General features: G+C 68.1%; 19 protein-coding genes and 5 pseudogenes. 13 read left to right on the top strand and 11 right to left on the bottom strand.

Annotation, left to right across the window (positions count from 1 at the left end; all coding sequences use genetic code 11):
- Window positions 1–61: 61 nt before the first annotated feature.
- Window positions 62–1,009 carry a PfkB family carbohydrate kinase gene (locus tag ACFYOY_RS47345; protein WP_351904169.1) on the bottom strand — a complete coding sequence of 316 codons (948 nt, stop codon included), beginning with the start codon at window positions 1,007–1,009 and terminating at the stop codon, window positions 62–64.
- A gap of 142 nt (window positions 1,010–1,151) precedes the next feature.
- Between ACFYOY_RS47345 and ACFYOY_RS47340 the strand changes: the two genes are divergently transcribed.
- Both ACFYOY_RS47340 and ACFYOY_RS47335 read left to right on the top strand, forming a co-directional pair.
- On the top strand, window positions 1,152–1,937 hold the full coding sequence (locus ACFYOY_RS47340; RefSeq protein WP_388594214.1) for a DeoR/GlpR family DNA-binding transcription regulator: 786 nt from the start codon (window positions 1,152–1,154) through the stop codon (window positions 1,935–1,937).
- Window positions 1,934–3,301, top strand: coding sequence for a 6-phospho-beta-glucosidase (locus ACFYOY_RS47335; protein WP_351904163.1), 1,368 nt, complete (start codon window positions 1,934–1,936; stop codon window positions 3,299–3,301). The genes ACFYOY_RS47340 and ACFYOY_RS47335 overlap by 4 nt, the downstream gene beginning before the upstream one ends.
- Window positions 3,302–3,396: 95 nt before the next feature.
- Here ACFYOY_RS47335 and ACFYOY_RS47330 read toward each other — a convergent pair.
- Window positions 3,397–3,578 (bottom strand): annotated as a pseudogene (locus ACFYOY_RS47330) (IS30 family transposase); the annotation flags it as partial.
- A gap of 94 nt (window positions 3,579–3,672) precedes the next feature.
- Between ACFYOY_RS47330 and ACFYOY_RS47325 the strand changes: the two are divergent.
- Entirely contained in the window at window positions 3,673–3,864 is a 192-nt protein-coding gene (locus ACFYOY_RS47325) for a transposase (protein WP_351904160.1), read from the top strand.
- Between the two features lie 174 nt (window positions 3,865–4,038).
- Here ACFYOY_RS47325 and ACFYOY_RS47320 read toward each other — a convergent pair whose 3' ends face one another.
- The 3 genes and pseudogenes from ACFYOY_RS47320 to ACFYOY_RS47310 all read right to left on the bottom strand — a co-directional run.
- Complete coding sequence (locus ACFYOY_RS47320) at window positions 4,039–4,221, bottom strand: hypothetical protein (RefSeq protein ID WP_388594211.1); 183 nt, start codon at window positions 4,219–4,221, stop codon at window positions 4,039–4,041.
- 20 nt (window positions 4,222–4,241) lie between these two features.
- Window positions 4,242–4,790 (bottom strand): hypothetical protein, encoded by a 549-nt coding sequence (locus ACFYOY_RS47315; protein ID WP_351904157.1) that lies wholly within the window; start codon window positions 4,788–4,790, stop codon window positions 4,242–4,244.
- Window positions 4,791–5,057: 267 nt separating this feature from the next.
- Window positions 5,058–5,489, bottom strand: a pseudogene (locus tag ACFYOY_RS47310) (class I SAM-dependent methyltransferase); the annotation flags it as partial.
- 23 nt (window positions 5,490–5,512) lie between these two features.
- Here ACFYOY_RS47310 and ACFYOY_RS47305 point away from each other — a divergent pair.
- Entirely contained in the window at window positions 5,513–5,812 is a 300-nt protein-coding gene (locus ACFYOY_RS47305) for a hypothetical protein (protein WP_388594208.1), read from the top strand.
- Between the two features lie 81 nt (window positions 5,813–5,893).
- On the opposite strand, the gene ACFYOY_RS47300 is transcribed toward ACFYOY_RS47305, so the two are convergent.
- Window positions 5,894–6,547 (bottom strand): TetR/AcrR family transcriptional regulator, encoded by a 654-nt coding sequence (locus ACFYOY_RS47300; RefSeq protein ID WP_388594206.1) that lies wholly within the window; start codon window positions 6,545–6,547, stop codon window positions 5,894–5,896.
- A gap of 189 nt (window positions 6,548–6,736) precedes the next feature.
- Between ACFYOY_RS47300 and ACFYOY_RS47295 the strand changes: the two genes are divergently transcribed.
- The 5 genes from ACFYOY_RS47295 (at window position 6,737) to ACFYOY_RS47275 (ending at window position 10,458) form a co-directional block, all read left to right on the top strand.
- Complete coding sequence (locus ACFYOY_RS47295) at window positions 6,737–7,285, top strand: carboxymuconolactone decarboxylase family protein (protein ID WP_351904148.1); 549 nt, start codon at window positions 6,737–6,739, stop codon at window positions 7,283–7,285.
- An 80-nt stretch (window positions 7,286–7,365) separates the two neighbouring features.
- Window positions 7,366–8,190 (top strand): isocitrate lyase/phosphoenolpyruvate mutase family protein, encoded by an 825-nt coding sequence (locus ACFYOY_RS47290; protein ID WP_351904144.1) that lies wholly within the window; start codon window positions 7,366–7,368, stop codon window positions 8,188–8,190.
- A gap of 59 nt (window positions 8,191–8,249) precedes the next feature.
- A complete protein-coding gene (locus tag ACFYOY_RS47285) occupies window positions 8,250–8,897 on the top strand; it encodes a nitroreductase family protein (protein ID WP_351904141.1) in 648 nt (215 codons plus the stop codon).
- Window positions 8,898–8,951: 54 nt separating this feature from the next.
- Complete coding sequence (locus tag ACFYOY_RS47280; protein ID WP_351904138.1) at window positions 8,952–9,869, top strand: NADP-dependent oxidoreductase; 918 nt, start codon at window positions 8,952–8,954, stop codon at window positions 9,867–9,869.
- Window positions 9,870–10,074: 205 nt separating this feature from the next.
- On the top strand, window positions 10,075–10,458 hold the full coding sequence (locus ACFYOY_RS47275; protein WP_351904135.1) for an MmcQ/YjbR family DNA-binding protein: 384 nt from the start codon (window positions 10,075–10,077) through the stop codon (window positions 10,456–10,458).
- A gap of 826 nt (window positions 10,459–11,284) precedes the next feature.
- Here ACFYOY_RS47275 and ACFYOY_RS47270 read toward each other — a convergent pair.
- The 3 genes and pseudogenes from ACFYOY_RS47270 to ACFYOY_RS47260 all read right to left on the bottom strand — a co-directional run bounded on the left by ACFYOY_RS47270 (window position 11,285) and on the right by ACFYOY_RS47260 (window position 12,327).
- On the bottom strand, window positions 11,285–11,692 hold the full coding sequence (locus tag ACFYOY_RS47270) for a tyrosine-type recombinase/integrase (RefSeq protein ID WP_351904132.1): 408 nt from the start codon (window positions 11,690–11,692) through the stop codon (window positions 11,285–11,287).
- A gap of 83 nt (window positions 11,693–11,775) precedes the next feature.
- Window positions 11,776–12,051, bottom strand: a pseudogene (locus ACFYOY_RS47265) (transposase); the annotation flags it as partial.
- 114 nt (window positions 12,052–12,165) lie between these two features.
- On the bottom strand, window positions 12,166–12,327 hold the full coding sequence (locus ACFYOY_RS47260; RefSeq protein WP_388594200.1) for a hypothetical protein: 162 nt from the start codon (window positions 12,325–12,327) through the stop codon (window positions 12,166–12,168).
- Between the two features lie 901 nt (window positions 12,328–13,228).
- On the opposite strand from ACFYOY_RS47260, the gene ACFYOY_RS47255 reads away from it, so the two are divergent.
- The gene (locus tag ACFYOY_RS47255; RefSeq protein WP_351904129.1) at window positions 13,229–14,308 is read left to right on the top strand and encodes a PP2C family protein-serine/threonine phosphatase; all 1,080 of its coding nucleotides are present in this window, start codon (window positions 13,229–13,231) and stop codon (window positions 14,306–14,308) included.
- Window positions 14,309–14,434: 126 nt separating this feature from the next.
- Here ACFYOY_RS47255 and ACFYOY_RS47250 read toward each other — a convergent pair.
- Window positions 14,435–14,832: pseudogene (locus ACFYOY_RS47250) on the bottom strand (pyridine nucleotide-disulfide oxidoreductase); the annotation flags it as partial.
- A gap of 71 nt (window positions 14,833–14,903) precedes the next feature.
- Here ACFYOY_RS47250 and ACFYOY_RS47245 point away from each other — a divergent pair.
- The gene (locus tag ACFYOY_RS47245) at window positions 14,904–15,137 is read left to right on the top strand and encodes a hypothetical protein (protein ID WP_351904127.1); all 234 of its coding nucleotides are present in this window, start codon (window positions 14,904–14,906) and stop codon (window positions 15,135–15,137) included.
- Window positions 15,138–15,368: 231 nt separating this feature from the next.
- On the opposite strand, the gene ACFYOY_RS47240 is transcribed toward ACFYOY_RS47245, so the two are convergent.
- Window positions 15,369–15,539, bottom strand: coding sequence for an HAD hydrolase-like protein (locus ACFYOY_RS47240; RefSeq protein WP_351904124.1), 171 nt, complete (start codon window positions 15,537–15,539; stop codon window positions 15,369–15,371).
- Between the two features lie 138 nt (window positions 15,540–15,677).
- Between ACFYOY_RS47240 and ACFYOY_RS47235 the strand changes: the two genes are divergently transcribed.
- Together ACFYOY_RS47235 and ACFYOY_RS47230 are read left to right on the top strand one after the other, a co-directional pair.
- The gene (locus ACFYOY_RS47235) at window positions 15,678–17,075 is read left to right on the top strand and encodes an FAD-dependent oxidoreductase (protein ID WP_351904121.1); all 1,398 of its coding nucleotides are present in this window, start codon (window positions 15,678–15,680) and stop codon (window positions 17,073–17,075) included.
- Window positions 17,076–17,121: 46 nt separating this feature from the next.
- Window positions 17,122–17,224, top strand: a pseudogene (locus ACFYOY_RS47230) (hypothetical protein); the annotation flags it as partial.

The following is a 17,224-nucleotide window of genomic DNA, read 5'->3' as shown; positions in this document are numbered from 1 at the left end:
GGTGTCTGTCTGTCGGAATGTGGCGGGGCACGGTCGTCCGACCCGAACCGGAGCGCGGGAGCTAGGGCTTGATCGCGCGGATGCGACTGAGGTCCGCGTCCGGAATCCGCGGGGTGCGTTCGAGGAGGGCGTTGATCGCCTCCCAGCGCGGCGCGCTGTTCGCGCCGCCCAGGCTCTGCACCGAGAGGGCGGCGCACAGTCCGGCGAAGCGGAGCCGAGTGGCGAGGGGCCAGCCGTGGTTCAGGCCGGTGATCAGTCCCGCGGTGAACACATCACCGGCGCCGGTGGGATCGACGGCCGGCACCCGGGGAACGGCGACCCGGACCAGCTCGCCGGTGTCGCCGTCCACCGAGACCGCGCCGTTCCCGCCATCGGTCACGACGACGTCGGGCACGTGGTCGGCGAGCACCCTTACGGCCTCCTCCACCGTGCCGGTGCGGGTGTAGCTCGTCGCCTCGACGGCATTGCAGACGAACACGTCGACCTCGGCGAGCCGGGTGAGCAGATCCCGTGACCACTGGCCGGTGGGGTCCCAGCCGACGCCGCCCACCACACGTGTGCCGCGGGCGCGGAGCTCGGCGGCCCAGGGGGGCAGCGGCCGTCCGATCCCGAGTTGCAGAAAGCGGACGGCGGGCAGCTCGCCCTCCCACACCTCAGGGCGCAGGGCCCCTTCCTCCTCGTAGGTGAGGAAGGCGCGGTCGTGTTCCTGGGTCACCGCGACCGTGACCGGGGTGTGTACGGCAGGATTCCGGCGCAGCCAGGTCAGATCGAGGTTCTTCTCGGCTCCGAGCCGGGCGGCGAGGTGCTCGCCGAAGAAGTCGGTGCCGATCACCCCCAGGATCCCGGTCCGCGGTCCGAGGCGGGCGGTGGCGACGGCGCGGGTCGCGGTTCCCCCGGCGGAGACGGCGAACCGGTCGGCGTACACCTCGGTTCCGGGGGTGGGCAGGTGGGGGATGCCGCCGAAGACGAGGTCGCAGAAGACCTCGCCGGCGAAGAGTACGTCGAGCACGGAGACCGCCTCTTTCCGGTGCGACCACAGTGAAGTGCTCAACTATGAGCATCGCCCCTGCCGAATGACAAGAGTCGATCAGCAAAGAGAATGTCTCTTGCCTTCATGACTGAAGTCAGTCATGCGGTGCTATCGTCAGTGCGTGACTTCACGCAAACGACATGCGAAGATCGTCGAGTCACTCCGGTCGACCGGGGTGGCCTCGGTACGCGAGCTCGCCGAAAACCTACAGGTCAGCGAATCCACGATCCGCCGGGACCTGACCCTCCTCGACCGCAACGGCGAGCTGATCCGCACCTACGGCGGAGCGGCCCTGTCACCGCGCGGGGCCGCGGAAGCCGCCGGTGCGGAGGCGGAGAAAGAGATTCCGTTCGACGTGGTCATCTCGCGCGACGAGGCGCTGAAGGACGCGATGGCCGAGGAGGCCGTGAAGCTGGTCGAGGACGACAGCGTGATCGTCCTCGATATCGGCACCACACCCCTGGCCATCGCTCGCCGCCTGCGGGGCCGTCCCGTCACCGTCATCACCAGCAGTCTGCCGGTGCTCGACGAACTCCGCGACGACGACACCGTACGGCTGGTGATGCTCGGTGGCGTGCTGCGCCGCAACTACCAGTCCCTGGTCGGCTCCCTCACCGAGCAGGCACTCCGCCAGGTCAGCGCCGACCTGCTCTTCCTGAGTTGCACCGGAGTGCGGCCCAACGGTCACGTGGTGGACAACATGGCCGTCGAGGCCCCCCTGAAACAGGCCATGATCGAGACGGTCGGGAAGGTCGTCCTGGTCGCCGCCGAGACCAAGTTCCCCGGCACCGGATCGCTGCGCGTGTGCTCGCTCTCCGACCTCGACGTCCTGATCACCACCAGCGGTGCCGACCCCGATACGCTCCAGCTCTGCCGCGAGGCGGACGGAAAGGTGATACTCGCATGAAGTTGACCGTCCTCGGCGGCGGCGGATTCCGCGTGCCATACGTCTACCAGGCCCTACTGCAAGATCAGGGCTCCCCCCGTATCGACGATGTGTGGCTGTACGACACCGACCCGGCCCGGCTCAAGGCCATGGCCGAAATACTCGCCCAGTTCGCCGACGGCCACACCGACGCACCCAGGGTGACGGTCACCACGTCGCTCGACGACGCCCTGGAGGGCAGCGACTTCGTGTTCGCCGCCATCCGCGTGGGCGGGCTGACGGGACGGATGTGCGACGAGCGGGTCGCCCTCGACCTCGACGTCCTCGGCCAGGAGACCACCGGCCCAGGTGGCCTGGCCTATGGACTGCGCACCATACCCGTCATGCTCGACATCGCGCACCGAATACGGCGCCTGGCCCCGCATGCCTACGTCATCAACTTCACCAACCCGGCCGGCATGATCACCGAAGCGATGCAGAGCGTCCTCGACGATCGGGTCCTCGGCATCTGCGACACGCCGTCAGGTCTGGGCCGCCGCATCGCCACGACTCTCGGCCTCGACCCGTCCCGCGCCCAGTTCGACTACGTCGGTCTCAACCACCTCGGCTGGATGCGCCGCGTCCTGCACGACGGTGAGGACATCCTGCCCCGCCTGCTCGCCGACGAGCGCCTCGGCGACCTGGAGGAAGGCGTTGTCTTCGGGCGCGAGTGGCTTCGCGACCTCGGCGTGATCCCCAATGAGTACCTGTACTACTACTACTTCAACCGGGAGGCCGTACGGTCCATCCTCGACGCTCCGCAGACCCGCGGCGAGTTCCTCGCCCGCCAGCAGCAGGAGTTCTACCAGCGGGTGACGGAGGCCGCCGAGGGCTCGGCCGTGTCGCTGTGGCGGAAGACCATCGCCGACCGCAGTGCCAACTACATGGCCGAGGCCAAGGGCGCCGTCCAGGGAGAGGCCCAAGCAGACGAGGATTTCCGGCCGGACCCCGCGCACCAGGGGTATGCCGGGGTCGCCCTCGCGGTGATGGCCGCCATCAGCCGCAACGAGCGCGCCACGATGATCCTCAACGTGCGCAACGGAACCACCGTCTCCGCCCTTCCCCGCGACGCTGTCGTCGAGGTGCCCGTGACCGTTGACGCCAACGGCGTCCACCCGCTCACCATCACCCAGCCCGACCTGCCCCAGACCGGCCTGATGCAGCAGGTCAAGGCGGTCGAGCGGCTCACCATCAGCGCCGCTGTCACCGGCTCCCGCACCGATGCCGCGAAGGCGTTCTCCCTCCACCCTTTGGTCGACTCAGTGACCGTCGGCCGCAAGCTGCTCGACGGCTACATCGACCGTATCCCCGAAGTGGCCGAGGTCTTCAGCGGCCGAAAGTCCTAGTATTCCCGTCTCAACTGACGTAGAAGGCCCGGCGGCCGCCGGCTCTTTCTAGGGGCCGCGCACCACGTGGTCGTGTTGATCAGGCCACGAGCAGTTCATGCAGGCGCTCGGCTGGGGTCTACCAGCCGGGCGTTTCTGCGTGGGCGGCCGTTGAGTTCGGCGGCGACGGCGTCCAGATCCTCACGCGCGTCGACGGACAGGTCGGTGCCCTTGGGGAAGTACTGGCGCAGCAGGCCGTTGGCTCGTTGGTGCCGCGTTGCCAGGGGCTGGCCGGGTCGTTCTCGCGCAGATACCGGGACGCGCCAGAAGGCGGCACTGAGCTGAGCCGGATTTTGTCACGGCCGTGACGCCAGGCATGATCGCCTCGGCAGATGGGAGAACACAGATCCGATGCCTGCACCACGGAGATCCCTGACGAGCTGCGTGAGCGGGCCGTCCGCGGAGTCCAGGTCTCAGGCCGTCCGGTCGCCCACGTGGCCCGGGGCCTCGGCATCCACAAGGAAGCCCTGCGGGGCCGGGTCCGGCAGGCCGAGCCCACCGAGGCAGCCGACCCGACCTTCTGACCACAGCCGAGCGGACCGAGCTGGGCCAGCTCCGCAAGGAGATAGCCCCGTTGCGGCGGGCAAACGAGATCCTGAAGGCCGCCTCGGTGGACTCAACCGTTCAACGCAGCAGGGGCGCCGGCCTATCGGCTGGTGTGTCGAAGCCGAGTGTCTTGCGGGGACGCGTATTCAGTTTCAAGGCGATGGCGTCGAGGTGGTCCTGGCCAGATGCCCCATGCTGGCGCCTTTGGGCAGGTACTGACGGAGCAGGCGATTGATGTTCTCGTTCGTTCCGCGCTGCCATGGGCTGCGCCGGTCGGCGAAGTACACGTCGAGGCCGGTGGCCGTGGGCATGTCCTTGTGGCCGGCGCGTTCCATCCCGCGGTCCCATGTGAGTGTCAGGGGGCGCGGCCCCGGCCGTGGCAGGTGGGGCAGGCGGCATCCGGTGCTCCGCACTGCCGACAGGTAGCGCGATCGTCCCCCGGCTGCTGGCCGTCGGGGTTGTTACGGTTTCTGGTGCCGGTGCCGTCGCAGCGGGAGCAGGAGTCGATGTCCCGGCAGGCGGCGCAGGCCGTCAGCGGATCGCACGATAGCTCTCCTCGGCCTTGACAGCGCGGGCAGGCGGTCTTTCCGTTGCCGCAGTCGCAGGACCGCTCTGTTACCGACCCACGCCTCATCAGTGTCGCCGTCTGCGTCGTGGTGAGGTCCTTCGGCAGGGCGACGTGGTGGCGGGCGAGGGTGTCGTACTCCGGCCGGCCCGACAGGTCGATGAGGCCGTAGTGTTTTCGCTCCTCCTGCCTGCGGGTCTCGATGGACCGCACGATCTCGCCCTCCAGGAGGGAATGCCAGGTGATCTTCGCCGTATCCGGCAGTCCCATCTCCAAGGCGTCACCGCGCTCTTCGATGCGTCGCCGTACCGCTTCCAGGACATTGTTTTCGTCAAGCACGCAGCTCTCCCCCGCCGTCGGGCTCCGGTCTCCCCAATCTTCCCGCGGCGGCCAGCACCGCGGGCGGAACCCACATCGGGACAGTAGCGAACCTTCGGCCGCCCCGAAGGGCAACCGCCACCCGTTTTGGCCAGCCCCCAGGAAGAGGAAACGGGGTTGCGATCCGCTGTCTGGGCCTGTGGATAAACGCACGCGCATCGGTGGCGGCCGAGGCGGCCCAGCCTCGGACGCGCGAATGCGGCTGCAGGATGGAACCTGAGGCTCGCGTCACCGCGTGCGGGCCCAGCCGATCATGCCGCGCTTGGCGATGGTCAACGGAGGCTTGAGTCGCTCCGCAGCCCGGGGCGCATCATGCTCCGAAAGCCCACGGCCACGGAGAAAGAGCGTGACAGCGGCATGGTCGGCGAGGCGGATCATGGGCCGGTCCCAGCGCTGGACATCGACGACATCGAAGACACGGCCAAGCTGTTCGGGCCCGTTCTCCGCGTCGAAGCTCAGCGGCTTCCCCCAGCCCGGCAGGAATGGCGCCAGCTCGGGGTCATTGTGCCGACTGACCGCTCTGACGGCGAGAAGCCCTCCCACCCCCAGCACCCGGTGCGCCTCCTTGAGGGCGAGCACCGGGTCAGCCAGGTGATAGAGCATCCACAGGGTGGCGGCGCCGTCAAACGACTCGTCCCGGAAAGGCAGCGTCAGGGCGTCCCCGAGGACAGTGGGACGGGAGCGTGACCGACGTGGCCCGCTCGGTCGACGACCACGGTTCCCACCTCCTCGCGGGCGGGATAACCCGCGAGGACGCCGTTGCCGCCTCCGATGTCGACGACGGTCCGAGCACCCTCGGCGGCCAGGCGACGGGCGACCGTAGGATGGACGTCACCTCGTGCCGCGAAGCGCTGCGTGGCTGCCTGGTTCGCGGCGAAGCGCCCAGGATCGCTGTCGTAGTCACCGGGATCGCTTCGCAGTTGTCCATCCCGGCTCGTCCTCGAGAACCCATGGACCGAGTCTGGCCCCGGATCAACACGTAACGCACGTCATTAAGGGCAGCCACCCGGATCACGAGCAAGCACGTAATGCCAAGCTCCGCTGACCCATACACGTGGAAGCGGCTACCGAGCTTGGAGTACGCCGGGGTCGGGAGACGTCGCGAAGGTCTGCACGTAGTCGATGGCTGACTGCAACGCGTCTTTCAGTGGGGCGATGTCCCGCGCGACCTGGGCGAGAAGCATGCCGCCCTGGAAGGCGGCAAGGAGCAGATTGGCCAGCTGCGTGGGATCTGCCTCAGGGCTGATGCGGCCGAGTTGCTGCATACGCGCGAGTCCATCGTGGAAGATGACCCTCCACTGGTCGAACACACTCGCGAGCTCGTCGTGAACGTCAAGGTCCGTCTTGATGATCTCGCTCGCGAGGGAGCCGAGGGTGCAGCCTTCCTGGTAGGCGCGCTCGTAGCCGACGTAGAAATCGGCCCACGCCCGAAACGCGTCGAGGTTGTCGAAGCAGGCGAATCGCTCACTGCGATGGAAGGTGAGGACGCGCTCGGCCTGCCAGGCGATCACGGCCAGGACGAGACTCTCCTTGGTCGGGAAGTAGTGGTTGAGCTGCGATCCGCTGACGCCGGCGGCGCGGCGGAGCTGCTCGTTGTTCGTCGCGTGGACACCCTTTGTGTAAATCAGCTCAGCAGCATGCTCCAGGATGCGGGCACGCGTCGCCTTTCCTTTGGACGTGAGCTTGTCGGGCGCCGGAGCTGCCGTGTTGGTGGTCATGCTCCAGGATAACCCCAGATTGGGCTTGACAGCCCAGGACCGAGTGACGTTAACTCCAAGAAGTGGGCCGGGAAGCCCAAAAAAGCGGGTGAGACCGCAGTCACCACGAGGACTGGACCTCTCCAGCACCACGAGCCCGGCCCGGGTCCGACGATCACCACTCACCCACACACCGGAGGCTGATCCGCCATGTCACGGCTGACCGTTCCCGCTCCCGACGATGTCCCCGCCGGCGCGCGGAGCACCCTCGACACCATCGGCGCGCAGTTCGGCTTCGTCCCGAACATGTTCGCGACTCTCGCGTCGAACCCGACCGTCCTCGACGTCGTCATGACACTGCAGGGCACCTTGAGCCGGGTTCTGGACGCGAAGACCCGGCACACCATCGCGCTCGCCGTGTCGCAAGCCAACGGCTGCGATTACTGCCTGGCGATGCACACGTACGTATCGTCCGAGCTCGGTGGCATGTCGAGCGATGACATCGACTTGGCCCGGGCCGGGAGCTCGATCGATCCCAAGCGCGCAGCGGTCGCTCGTTTCGCTCAGCGGGTGGTCGACAGCCGCGGGCAAGTCAGCGACGCCGACCTGGCGGCTGTGCGAGGCGCCGGGTACACCGACCCGCAGATCCTGGCGATCGTCACGGTGGCGGTGCAGGTGCTGCTGACCAACTTCCTCAACAACGTCAACCAGACCGACATCGACATCCCGGCCGTCAACTCGGTCGGTACGCCCGGCTGACCGCCGGAACCCCCGTCGAGGCACGCACATAGCCGGTAAACCCCTCGCTGCCCCAAACGATCACTCGAGAAAGGCTCGGTATGCCGGGCTCCGAACTCTATGAGACGTTCATGACACTGCATACACGCGACGGTGGCCTCGTCATGCCGAACGCGTGGGACGGCCTCTCGGCGCTGATGCTGGCCGAGGCCGGCTTCGAGGCGATCGCGACATCGTCCGCGGCGTTCGCTGCCACGCTCGGCCGGTCCGACGGGCGTCACGAAGTCACCCTTGGCGAGCACCTCGAGCACGCGCGGCTGTTCGGTCAGCTCACCGGGCTGCCCGTCAACGGAGACTTCGAGGACGGCTACGGCGACACGCCTGAAGACGTCGCTGCGAGTGTGGAAGCCGCCGTGGCGTCCGGCCTGGCCGGTATCGGGATCGAAGACACCTCGGGCAATCCCGATCAACCGATCCGCGACTTCGAGGATGCCGTCAACCGCATGCGTAGTGCCGTCAACGCGGCCAAGGGACGCATCGTCGTCACCGGACGCACCGACAACTTCATCCAGCAGCGGCCCGATCTCGACGACACCATCCGGCGTCTGACGGCCTTCGCCGAGGTCGGCGCGGATGTGCTCTACGCCCCTTACCCACCCGACCTCGATGCCCTGACCGCGATCGTCACCGCCGTCGCGCCGACGCCGGTCAACGTCCTCATCTCGCCGGCGGACAAGGTGCTGACCGTCGCTGAACTGCGGAAGGCCGGAGTCAAGCGCATCAGTGTGGGTCCGGCGCTCTACACCCACGCAATGGGGGCACTCGAACAGGCCGCCAAGGCTCTCGTCACGGGTGACCTCACCGCCGCGACGACAGGAATCAGCTTCGAGCGCATCAGCGAACTACTTACCCGCGGCAAGAACTAGCCCACCCCTGGCGAACCGCCGCTCCTCACCCATTCATCACAGGAAGAAGGCAGGCCGACATGGACCTCGACAAGCTCATGAACAAGCACCTCACCAGGTATTTCGACGCCCGCAAGACCATTCCGGAGGAAACACTTCAGCAGTTGCTGAGGTTCCTGCGCTCGACGCCCTCGTCAGTGAACGTACAGCCCAACCACTTCTACGTCCTCGCCACGCCCGAAGGCAAAGAGCGGCTCGCCAACAACCTGGGCGAACGATTCCAGGACAACGGCGAGAAGATCCTGAACGCGTCGCACACCATCATCCTCACCACCCGGGCAGATGCGCCTGACAGCCACCTCGAGGCGGTGTTCACGAAGGAGAAGGCCGACGGCCGGTTCCCTGACCTGTCAAAGCAGGAGCTGTGGGAATCAATGACCCGAGACTTCCTCAATCTGCGCAACTATGGCTACAAGGACCTGAACCACTGGATGGAGAAGCAGACCTACCTGGCGGTGGGCCTGACCATGATGGCGGCCGCTGAGCTCGGCATCGAGGCCACGCCGCTGGAGGGGTTCGATCCGACCAGCGTCGACAAGGCGTTCAAGGTCCGCGAGACCGGACACAGCACAACATTGCTGCTGGCTCTCGGCTACCCCGACCCCAAGAAGCAGTACACCACTCCGATCTCGCGATTCGACCCCGCCCAGCTGTTCACCTTCGTCTAAACACGCACCCGGAAACCAAAACCCACAACACATACGAGGAAGAGGACAATCTCAATGAAAGCCATCGTGGTAACCGACCAGGCCGCGGGAACGGCCGGGATGACGCTGACCGAGCGGCCTGAGCCGCCCGCAGCGATCAACGACGTCATCGTTCAGATTCACGCATCGGGCTTCGTCCCGACGGAGCTGGAGTGGCCATCGACCTGGGCCGATCGCGCCGGCCGTGACAAGACACCGTCGATCCCCGGCCACGAGCTGGCCGGATTGGTCACCGCCCTCGGCTACGGCACGACGGGGCTGTCGGTCGGGCAGCGGGTGTTCGGCCTCGCCGACTGGCACCGCGACGGCACCTTGGCGGAGTACGTGGCGATCGAAGCACGCAACCTTGCGCCGCTGCCCGGCGACGTCGACTTCACCGTAGGCGCGTCCCTGCCGATCTCAGGTCTGACCGCGTGGCAGGGGCTGTTCCAGCACGGCCGCCTTCAGGCCGGCCAGACCGTCCTCGCCCATGGCGCGGCCGGGGCAGTCGGGACAATGGTGACCCAGCTCGCACGCGAGGCCGGCGCTTACGTCATCGGCACCGGACGCACCGCCGACCGTGAGAAGGCGCTCGACTTCGGCGCGCATGAGTTCGTCGACCTCGAGAACGACGCGCTGCAAGACGTCGGCGACGTCGATCTGGTCTTCGATGTCATCGGTGGCGACGTTCAGAGGCGGTCCGCTGCCCTGATCAAGGCCGGAGGAACGCTGGTGTCCGTCGTCGGCCCGGTCGAGGCGCGGCCCGCTGACGGCCTGGCGGTGGACTTCGTTGTCGAGGCCGATCGTGCCGAACTGGGTGAGATCGTGCAGCGAGTGCGGGACGGACGGCTGCGGACAAACATCGATGACGTCGCGAGCTTCGATGATGCCGTTGGAGCCCTTAACCCGACCACGCGGCGCAACGGGAAGACAGTCATCCGCGTACGCCCGTAGGCAGTGACGGCCACAGTCCGACCGGCGGGCGGGTCATCTCACGGTGTACGAGAGGAAGCGGCTCGGCCGCGACGCCGCCGAACTCACCGCGCTCGCCGGCCATGTCGGCACCGCCGCCGTTCGTGGCCGCCACGCGGGAGACGCCACCTTGGTCCCTCGGCCGGGCGGTCAGGGCACTCTCGGATCGATAGAGGAGTTGATCACCTTGGACGAACAGGAGCTGCAGAAGATCGCGGGCGACTGTGCTGTGGGACTGCCCGGCACCGATCTGGAGCATCGTTTTGGCCCCGACTGGCGCCTTTACAAGGCGCGCGGCAAAGTCTTCATGCTCATGACCGACATGCCGGGGCGCCCCGTCGTGATCCTGAAAGCCGATCCGGACGACGCCGCAGCCCTGCGTGAGCAGTACGCAGACGTTACCCCCGGCTATCACATGAACAAGAGGCACTGGATCACGGTGGAAGGCGGGGGCACCATCGACGAGAAGCTAGTGAAGGAGCTCGTGATCGACTCCTACCGTCTCGTGGTCGGCGGGCTTCCCAAGTCCGAGCAGCCCGTGGATCCGCGCACCTACGGCCGCCGCGCCTGACCTTCGTCATACCCATCAGCGGCGACAAGCTCCAGGGCAGAGCGCGCGACACCGCACTGGGGCTGCCCGGGGCCAGCCACGGGCGCCCGTTCACCGAGCAGATGGACGTCCACAAGGTGGCGGGCAAGTTCGTTCTGATCGTCACGGACGACCCGGACGAACATCGCCACCCTCAAGGCAGAACCAGAGTACGGGCGGCTGCTGCGACACGAACACCCATCGATCGCCCCGGGCCCACCAACCAAACCTTCGTCACCCAGCGCTTGGCGCAGTAGTCACCCCAGGCGGAGCGCCCTGGCCGCCACGCTTCCCGATAGGCCGGTCACCCGCGCCATCGACGGACCTGCCACCCCTGCATCGGCCTGCGACCGTTACTCGAGCGCACAGGGTCCACTGAGCTCGCCGAAGGCACCCTTGCCGACCTCTTCGACGAGCCGGCTGTGCCGGAACATACCTCCGACGCAGTGGCACTCGTTTTCGGGCCCGGCGCCGCCATGGCCCCCCACGACGTGCTCTGGTACATGGACACGCCCAAACGGTGCGCGGAGGCTGCGGTCGCCGCTGGAACCGCGCGCAACCTCGGCCACGGCGAGGACGACGGCCCTCCCACGGCCAAGCGACTGCTCTCCATAGACTGGCCATTGCTCGACCGGCACCGTGACTCCTTGGCCACCGCATCGGCTGCCAGGACCTCGCTGCACCCGCGGGGCTGTCCGGACCAGTGCTTCGCCGGACCCTGCGGAACCTGGCGGCCCAGCCGTTCCGTACCCGGCCCACCTTCAACACCACGTCCTGGGCGGCCTCTGGGCCCAGGAGAAGCTTGGTCTCAACCAGGACGCCCCGAATACCGCCCTCGGCTACGACAGCGGACGACCGTCCTTGCCGGTCTCCTCGGAGTCGAGGAGAGGGAGGGCTTTGCTCGGGCGCGAAGAGCCCGGTACAGCACCCGGCCGTCCGGACGGGCGATGCCGCTGGCAGCGGTCCGCGGTGGGAACAGGAAGCGGTGGCTGCCCGCGGGCAGCTCCAGTTCGGCCTGTCGTTCCAGCCATCGCTTGATGGCCTCGACCGTCTGGGATGCGCTAGGCGGTCGGCGCCGCGGTCTGCGGGCCTTGCGGTTGTCCCGGAGCAGGCTGCACTCGCCGTCGTCGAATTCCAGGCAGTCCGCCCGCAACTCACAGAGTTCCCGCGGTCGCCGCCCGGTGTCGCGCAGGACGATGCAGGCCGTCTGGAACATCGGTTCGACGCTGCCCCGTGGTGGCGGCCGCGGTGGGCCCAGCGGGCATCCACACCGAAACCAGAGGCCCTCGTCCCGCGCCTGTGCCCGGACCGGGAGCGTCCCTGCCGAGATTCGTTCGTGTGAGCGATGCTCCGCCGACGGAGCCGGGTGCGGACCCCCTTCGAGCTGTAGCCCTTGTCGCCGATGACCTGAGACGGCCTGGTCCAGCGGCGCCCCGGGCCGATGCGGGGCACCCGGATCGCTTCCACGACGGCGGTGAACCGGGTGCCGTCGTGGGTGTTGCCGTCCGTGACCACGAAGGCGAGGGGACGACCGAAGGCATCGCAGGGCAGATGAATCTTGCTGGTCAGACCACCGCGCGACCGCCCGAGCGCCCGGCGCCCCCCCTTTTCACGCCCCGGCGGCGTGGTGGTCGGCCCGCACGATCGTGGAGTCGACCGACAACAGTCAGTCGAATGTCTCCGGCCGCATCAGCCTTCGCCTGTGCCGACCTGAGCATCCGCTCGAATGCCACGGGCCCGTCGGAACGTCATTTCGTCGGCATCCATCCCGACCCACTTCCGGAGAAAATCGACCGAGAGCCCCGCGAGCCGCCCTCCCGACGCCTGTACACCGTCGGTGACGACCTTCATCAGCCCGGTATCGGATCCGCCCCGACCAGGGTGTGGCCGGCCCTGCCAATGAACTCCCCGAACGCGCGGGTGCGCTGGGTCTAGAGCTCGTCGAGGTCAGTGGCTAGAGGAAGACACCGATGTTGTCAGACCGTTTGCCCCGCGAAGCCGGAGCGCCACGTCGCATGCTCGGAGCGCCACACGCGGGAGCGGGTCAGTGTCCCAGCTCCGTAGATCACGAGCTTGCTTTGTCCGCAGAATTGGTCTGAGAATTTGTCATAGAAATGGACCATACGCCGGTGCCGCTGGGTGCATAGCGTTGCAGACATGAGCACAAACGAAGCGCACGGAAGGCCGCGGCGTCTCCCCGAGCACATGCGCCGTCTGGACCGGGCGAAGCTCGCGCCCGAGGCCTCAGAGCTTGATCGGCCTGGACACCGCACCGTGGTGGTCTCCCTGTGGCTCATGGGCGCCTTTCCCGGGTACAGAGCAAGCGGGGAGTCACCGGACGGCCGTGTTGCTGCCGTCGGTGTCAGCCGACGGCCCGCTGGCCGCACCCACCAGCAGCAGCGGCAGCCCGGTGTCGGGGTGGAAAGTCCCATCCGACCTCGCCGCCTTGCCGCCTTGCCGCCAAACTCCAACGACTGCATCGGAGGTTTCGTGAAGCTCGGACTTCGTCCGCCCCCAAGATCGGGAGTGGATCTGCAACGCGGTCGAAGCGGCCGGATACAGCAGTCTGTGGGCGTACGAACGGCTGCTCTTCACGGTCTGTGCCCTGATGCAGCTCGGTGTGCGTACCGAGCGGCGACGCTTCATTGCCGTGCGCTCCGAACCTGGGAGAACAATGCAGAGCAGACCGCCATTGCAGACGACTAGGGCACCGAGCGGATGGCGGGGCTACCGATGGGTGGCCCTGTGGTCCGTGCCGATCGTGGCGATTCCGGTGGCCGACTGGTTCCTCCCGTCGGACATCCACCTCGCCCATCTGCTGGTCATCCCGCTCGCGCTCGCCGCCACCTTCGCCGACACCCGCCGCACCGCCGTCACCGCTCTGCTCGCCCTGGCGGCGCTGGTCGTCGCGGGAGCCGAACGGCGCGCGCTGACCACCGAGAACGTACTCGTGCAAATGCTGTCCCTGGTGCTGTTCTCGGCGCTGCTCCTGATCGCCACCCATCTGCGCGAGCAGCATCAGCGCCACCTGGCCAGGGTGCGCCAGGTCTCGGAAGCCGCGCAGTCCGTGCTGCTGCGGCCACTGCCGCGACGCGCGGGAGCGGTGTCCCTGGCGTCGACGTACGTGGCCGCCGAGACCGAAGCCCGTATCGGTGGAGACCTGTACGCACTGGTCCACGCGCCTGGCCCCACCCGGCTGATCATCGGGGATGCGCGCGGCAAGGGGCTCGGGGCCATCGGGGACATCGAGACCGTCCTCGGTGCCTTCCGCTTCAACGCGCACCGGCACTCAACACTGTCCGGGCTCGCGTCCGCCCTGGAGTCCGATGTGCGCTGGGACCTGGGCCAGTCGCACCGCGGGGATCCTGACGAATGGCCCGGCGAACACTTCGTCACGGCGGCCGTGCTGGAGATCCCGGACAACCAGCTCTGTGCCCGTCTGATCAGTTTCGGCCATCTGCCGCCGCTTCTGCTGCACGGGGGGCACGTCACGCCCCTGGAAGTCAGTGCCCCCGCTCCCCCGCTGGGCCTTGGCGCCCTGACGGAGACCGAGTACGCCCCATTGACCTTCCGTTTCGCCCCGGGTGATCGGCTGGTGCTGTACACGGACGGAGTCACCGAGGCCCGGGACAGCATGGGCAGCTTCTACCCCCTCGCGGAGCGGGTGACGGCTTGGGCCGATCAGCGTCCGGATGAGCTCGTGCGCAGGATCGGCGCGGACCTGCGGGTGCATACGGGCGGGCCGCTCGCCGACGACATGGCCCTGATCGTGCTGCAGCGCGAGGGGGCGGGCGTCCCGGCCCGGATCTCCGAGAACCGATGGGCTTCGTGACGAAGGTGCGGCCCGCTTGAGGAAAAGTGGCGACGGCGCCGGGCGCCCCCGATCCCGGCGGGCTGTTGCCTGCCGGGCCCGGCGATGCGCCGGTGCGGGCCCTGGGCCGGGTGCGGGGCGTGCGGCTCAGTCGCGTTCGTGCTCGTAGGCGGCGAGGAGGAAGAGCCAGATCTCGCTGACCTCCGGGAAGCAGGCCATCGCGTGCCTCAGACGCTTGAGCGGGACCTCGCCCGCGACCGCGACGGTGGCCGAGTCCAGCAGCTCACTGACCCCGGGCCGACGAAAGTGACCCCGAGCAGGACGTCACGGTCGAGATCGACCACGATCCGGGCGTGGCCCCCGTAACCGTCGGCATACAGGTTGGCACCCTGGGCCGCGTTGAAGTCGGGGTGCACGGTCTGGATGCGGTGACCGGCCGCAGCCGCCTGCTCGGCGCTCAGGCCCACCGCGGCAGCCTTGAGATCGGTGAAGAAGACCGGGGGCACGGCGTGCTGGTCGGCGGTGGTGGCATGGTCGCCCCCAGGAGCCGTCGTCCATCGGGTTCATCACGGAAGGCCGCCTGCGCGTCTCCTCCGATGCCGGGATTCCGATACCGGTGGCCGCCCTGCACGGCCTGCCGCTGGACGCCACCAGCGCGCTGCCCTACGTGATCCGCACGGGCGAGCCGCAGTTCATTCCCAACCGGGAGGACTACATCCGCCGCTGGCCGCACGGGGCTATGATGCCGTGCTTCGACCAGCTCGACTCCGACTACGCGCCGCCCCGCGCGCGGAAGAGCCAGTCACCAGCCTCCTGCCCGGTCCGCGCCGCCTCCAACTCCTGGCGCTGACGCTCCTTCTCCTGGCGCTCGCGCAGGCCGCAAGAGACGGAGCTGGCAACCACGACGCCAGGCCAGCGTCGGCCGCCGGGTCGACGCTCCGAACTCATGGCCCACCCGGCACCGGCTCCAGGGCTTCTCCGTGCTGGAGGTGCGGGCCGCCTACGACCGGGAGAAGGGTGCCGCCGCACAAGGCTGAGCCGGGGGTCGGCCCCACGGCCCCCGCTCGTGCGCACGCCGTTCTCACGTGTGCGGGAACGGCTCGGCCGGCGATGTAAGCACATGGTCGGCCTCCGCGGCACGCAGCTCCTCCGCGGAGTAGTGGTCGCTCGCGACCCCCACCGCCGTCGGGTTCGCGGCGTGCCCGGCCTCGATGTCGTGAGGCATGTCCCCGACCACGGACGGTCCGGCCATCACACGTTCTCCTCCGGTTCCGCCTCTTCCAGGGTGCGCGGTGGCACCGGGGGCGGCCAGTTGCGGGGCCGCGGTGTTGGTGGTGCCGTTGAAATGACGGAGGCAGCGCCCCCCGAAGAGACGAGAAGGAAAGCGACCATGGGCACCACCAACCGCAGCCTGCGAGCCGACGTGCTCGTGATCGGTTTCGGCAAGGGCGGCAAGACAGTGGCCGCCACGATGGGTGGACTCGGCAAGCGCGTGGTGCTGGTCGAGCGGTCGGCACGGATGTACGGCGGCACCTGCCCGAACGTCGGCTGTGTGCCGACCAAGGCACTGGTCCACCACTCCCGCAAGCGCCGGCCGGAGGATGTGCCCCAGGAGTGGTACGAGCGCTCCGTCGCCGAGGTGCAGGCGCTGACGAAGCTGTTCCGCGGTGGCAACTACGACGGGCTGAACGACATGGACACCGTCTCGGTGATCACCGGGACCGCCGCGTTCACCGATCCGCACACCGTGCGCGTCGAGACCGCCGACGGCCCCCTGACGATCACCGCGGAGACGATCCTCATCAACACCGGATCGGAGCCGATCGTCCTCGACATCCCCGGCCTGCGGACCAGCCAGTACACCGTCACCAGCACCGAACTGATCGACTCCAATATCCTCCCGGAACGGCTGGCGATCATCGGCGGCGGCTACCTCGGCCTCGAATTCGCCTCCATCTACGGACAGTTCGGCGCCGAGGTCACCGTGCTCGAGGCGGCCCCGAAGGTCTTCGGCCTGGTGGACGACGACGTTGCCGCCGTCGCCGAGAGCATCCTGGTGGAGGAGCGCATCGAGATCGTCACGGGGGCCGACGTCACGGAGGTCCGTGACGGCGAAACCTCCGCGACCGTCGTCTACGAGACGGACGGCCAACAGCACACGCTGGAGGCCGACGCCATCCTCGCCGCCACCGGCCGCGCACCGGCCACCCGCGATCTGGCGCTGGACGCCGCCGGTGTGCGCACCACCGAACGCGGCGCGGTCGAGGTCGATGAGCACCTGCGCACCAGCCGACCGCACATCTTCGCCCTCGGCGACGTCAACGGCGGTCCGCAGTTCACCTACATCTCCCTCGACGACAGCCGCATCGTCCTCGACCAGCTCCTCGGCGAGGGCAAGCGCTCCACCGACGACCGGGTCGCCATCCCCCACACCGTCTTCATCACCCCGCCGCTGGCCACCGTCGGGCTCACCGAGAAACAGGCCCGCGCGGCCGGGCACCGGGTGAGGATCGCAAGTCAGCCGGTCGCGGAAATCGTCGCCATGCCACGTGCGTACATCGTCGAGGACACCCGTGGGGTGATGAAGTTCGTGCTCGACGCCGAGACCGACGAGATCCTGGGCGCCGCTCTGCTCAGCGTGGACGCGCAGGAAATCATCAACACCGTCGCGCTCGCCATGCGCCACGGCCTCCGGGCGGCCGAGCTCCGTAACGCCGTCTACACCCACCCCACCTCCACCGAGGCCTTCAACGACGTCCTCGCGACGATCGTCCGATCCGACACATAGCGAGGCTTCGCAGACATCCATCGAGGGCGGGGAGGGCGGCGTAGCCATGACCGGCCTGGACACGCTGTCGGTGAACACGATCCGCGGACTGTGCATGGACGCGGTGCAAAAGGCGAATTCGGGGCACCCCGGAACGCCGATGGGGATGG

This window comes from Streptomyces sp. NPDC007875, assembly GCF_042868035.1.
GTDB classification, from domain to species: Bacteria; Actinomycetota; Actinomycetes; order Streptomycetales; family Streptomycetaceae; genus Streptomyces; species Streptomyces antimycoticus.
The sequence above is the reverse complement of the archived record's forward strand: the minus strand, read 5'-3'. Positions and strand labels throughout refer to the sequence as shown.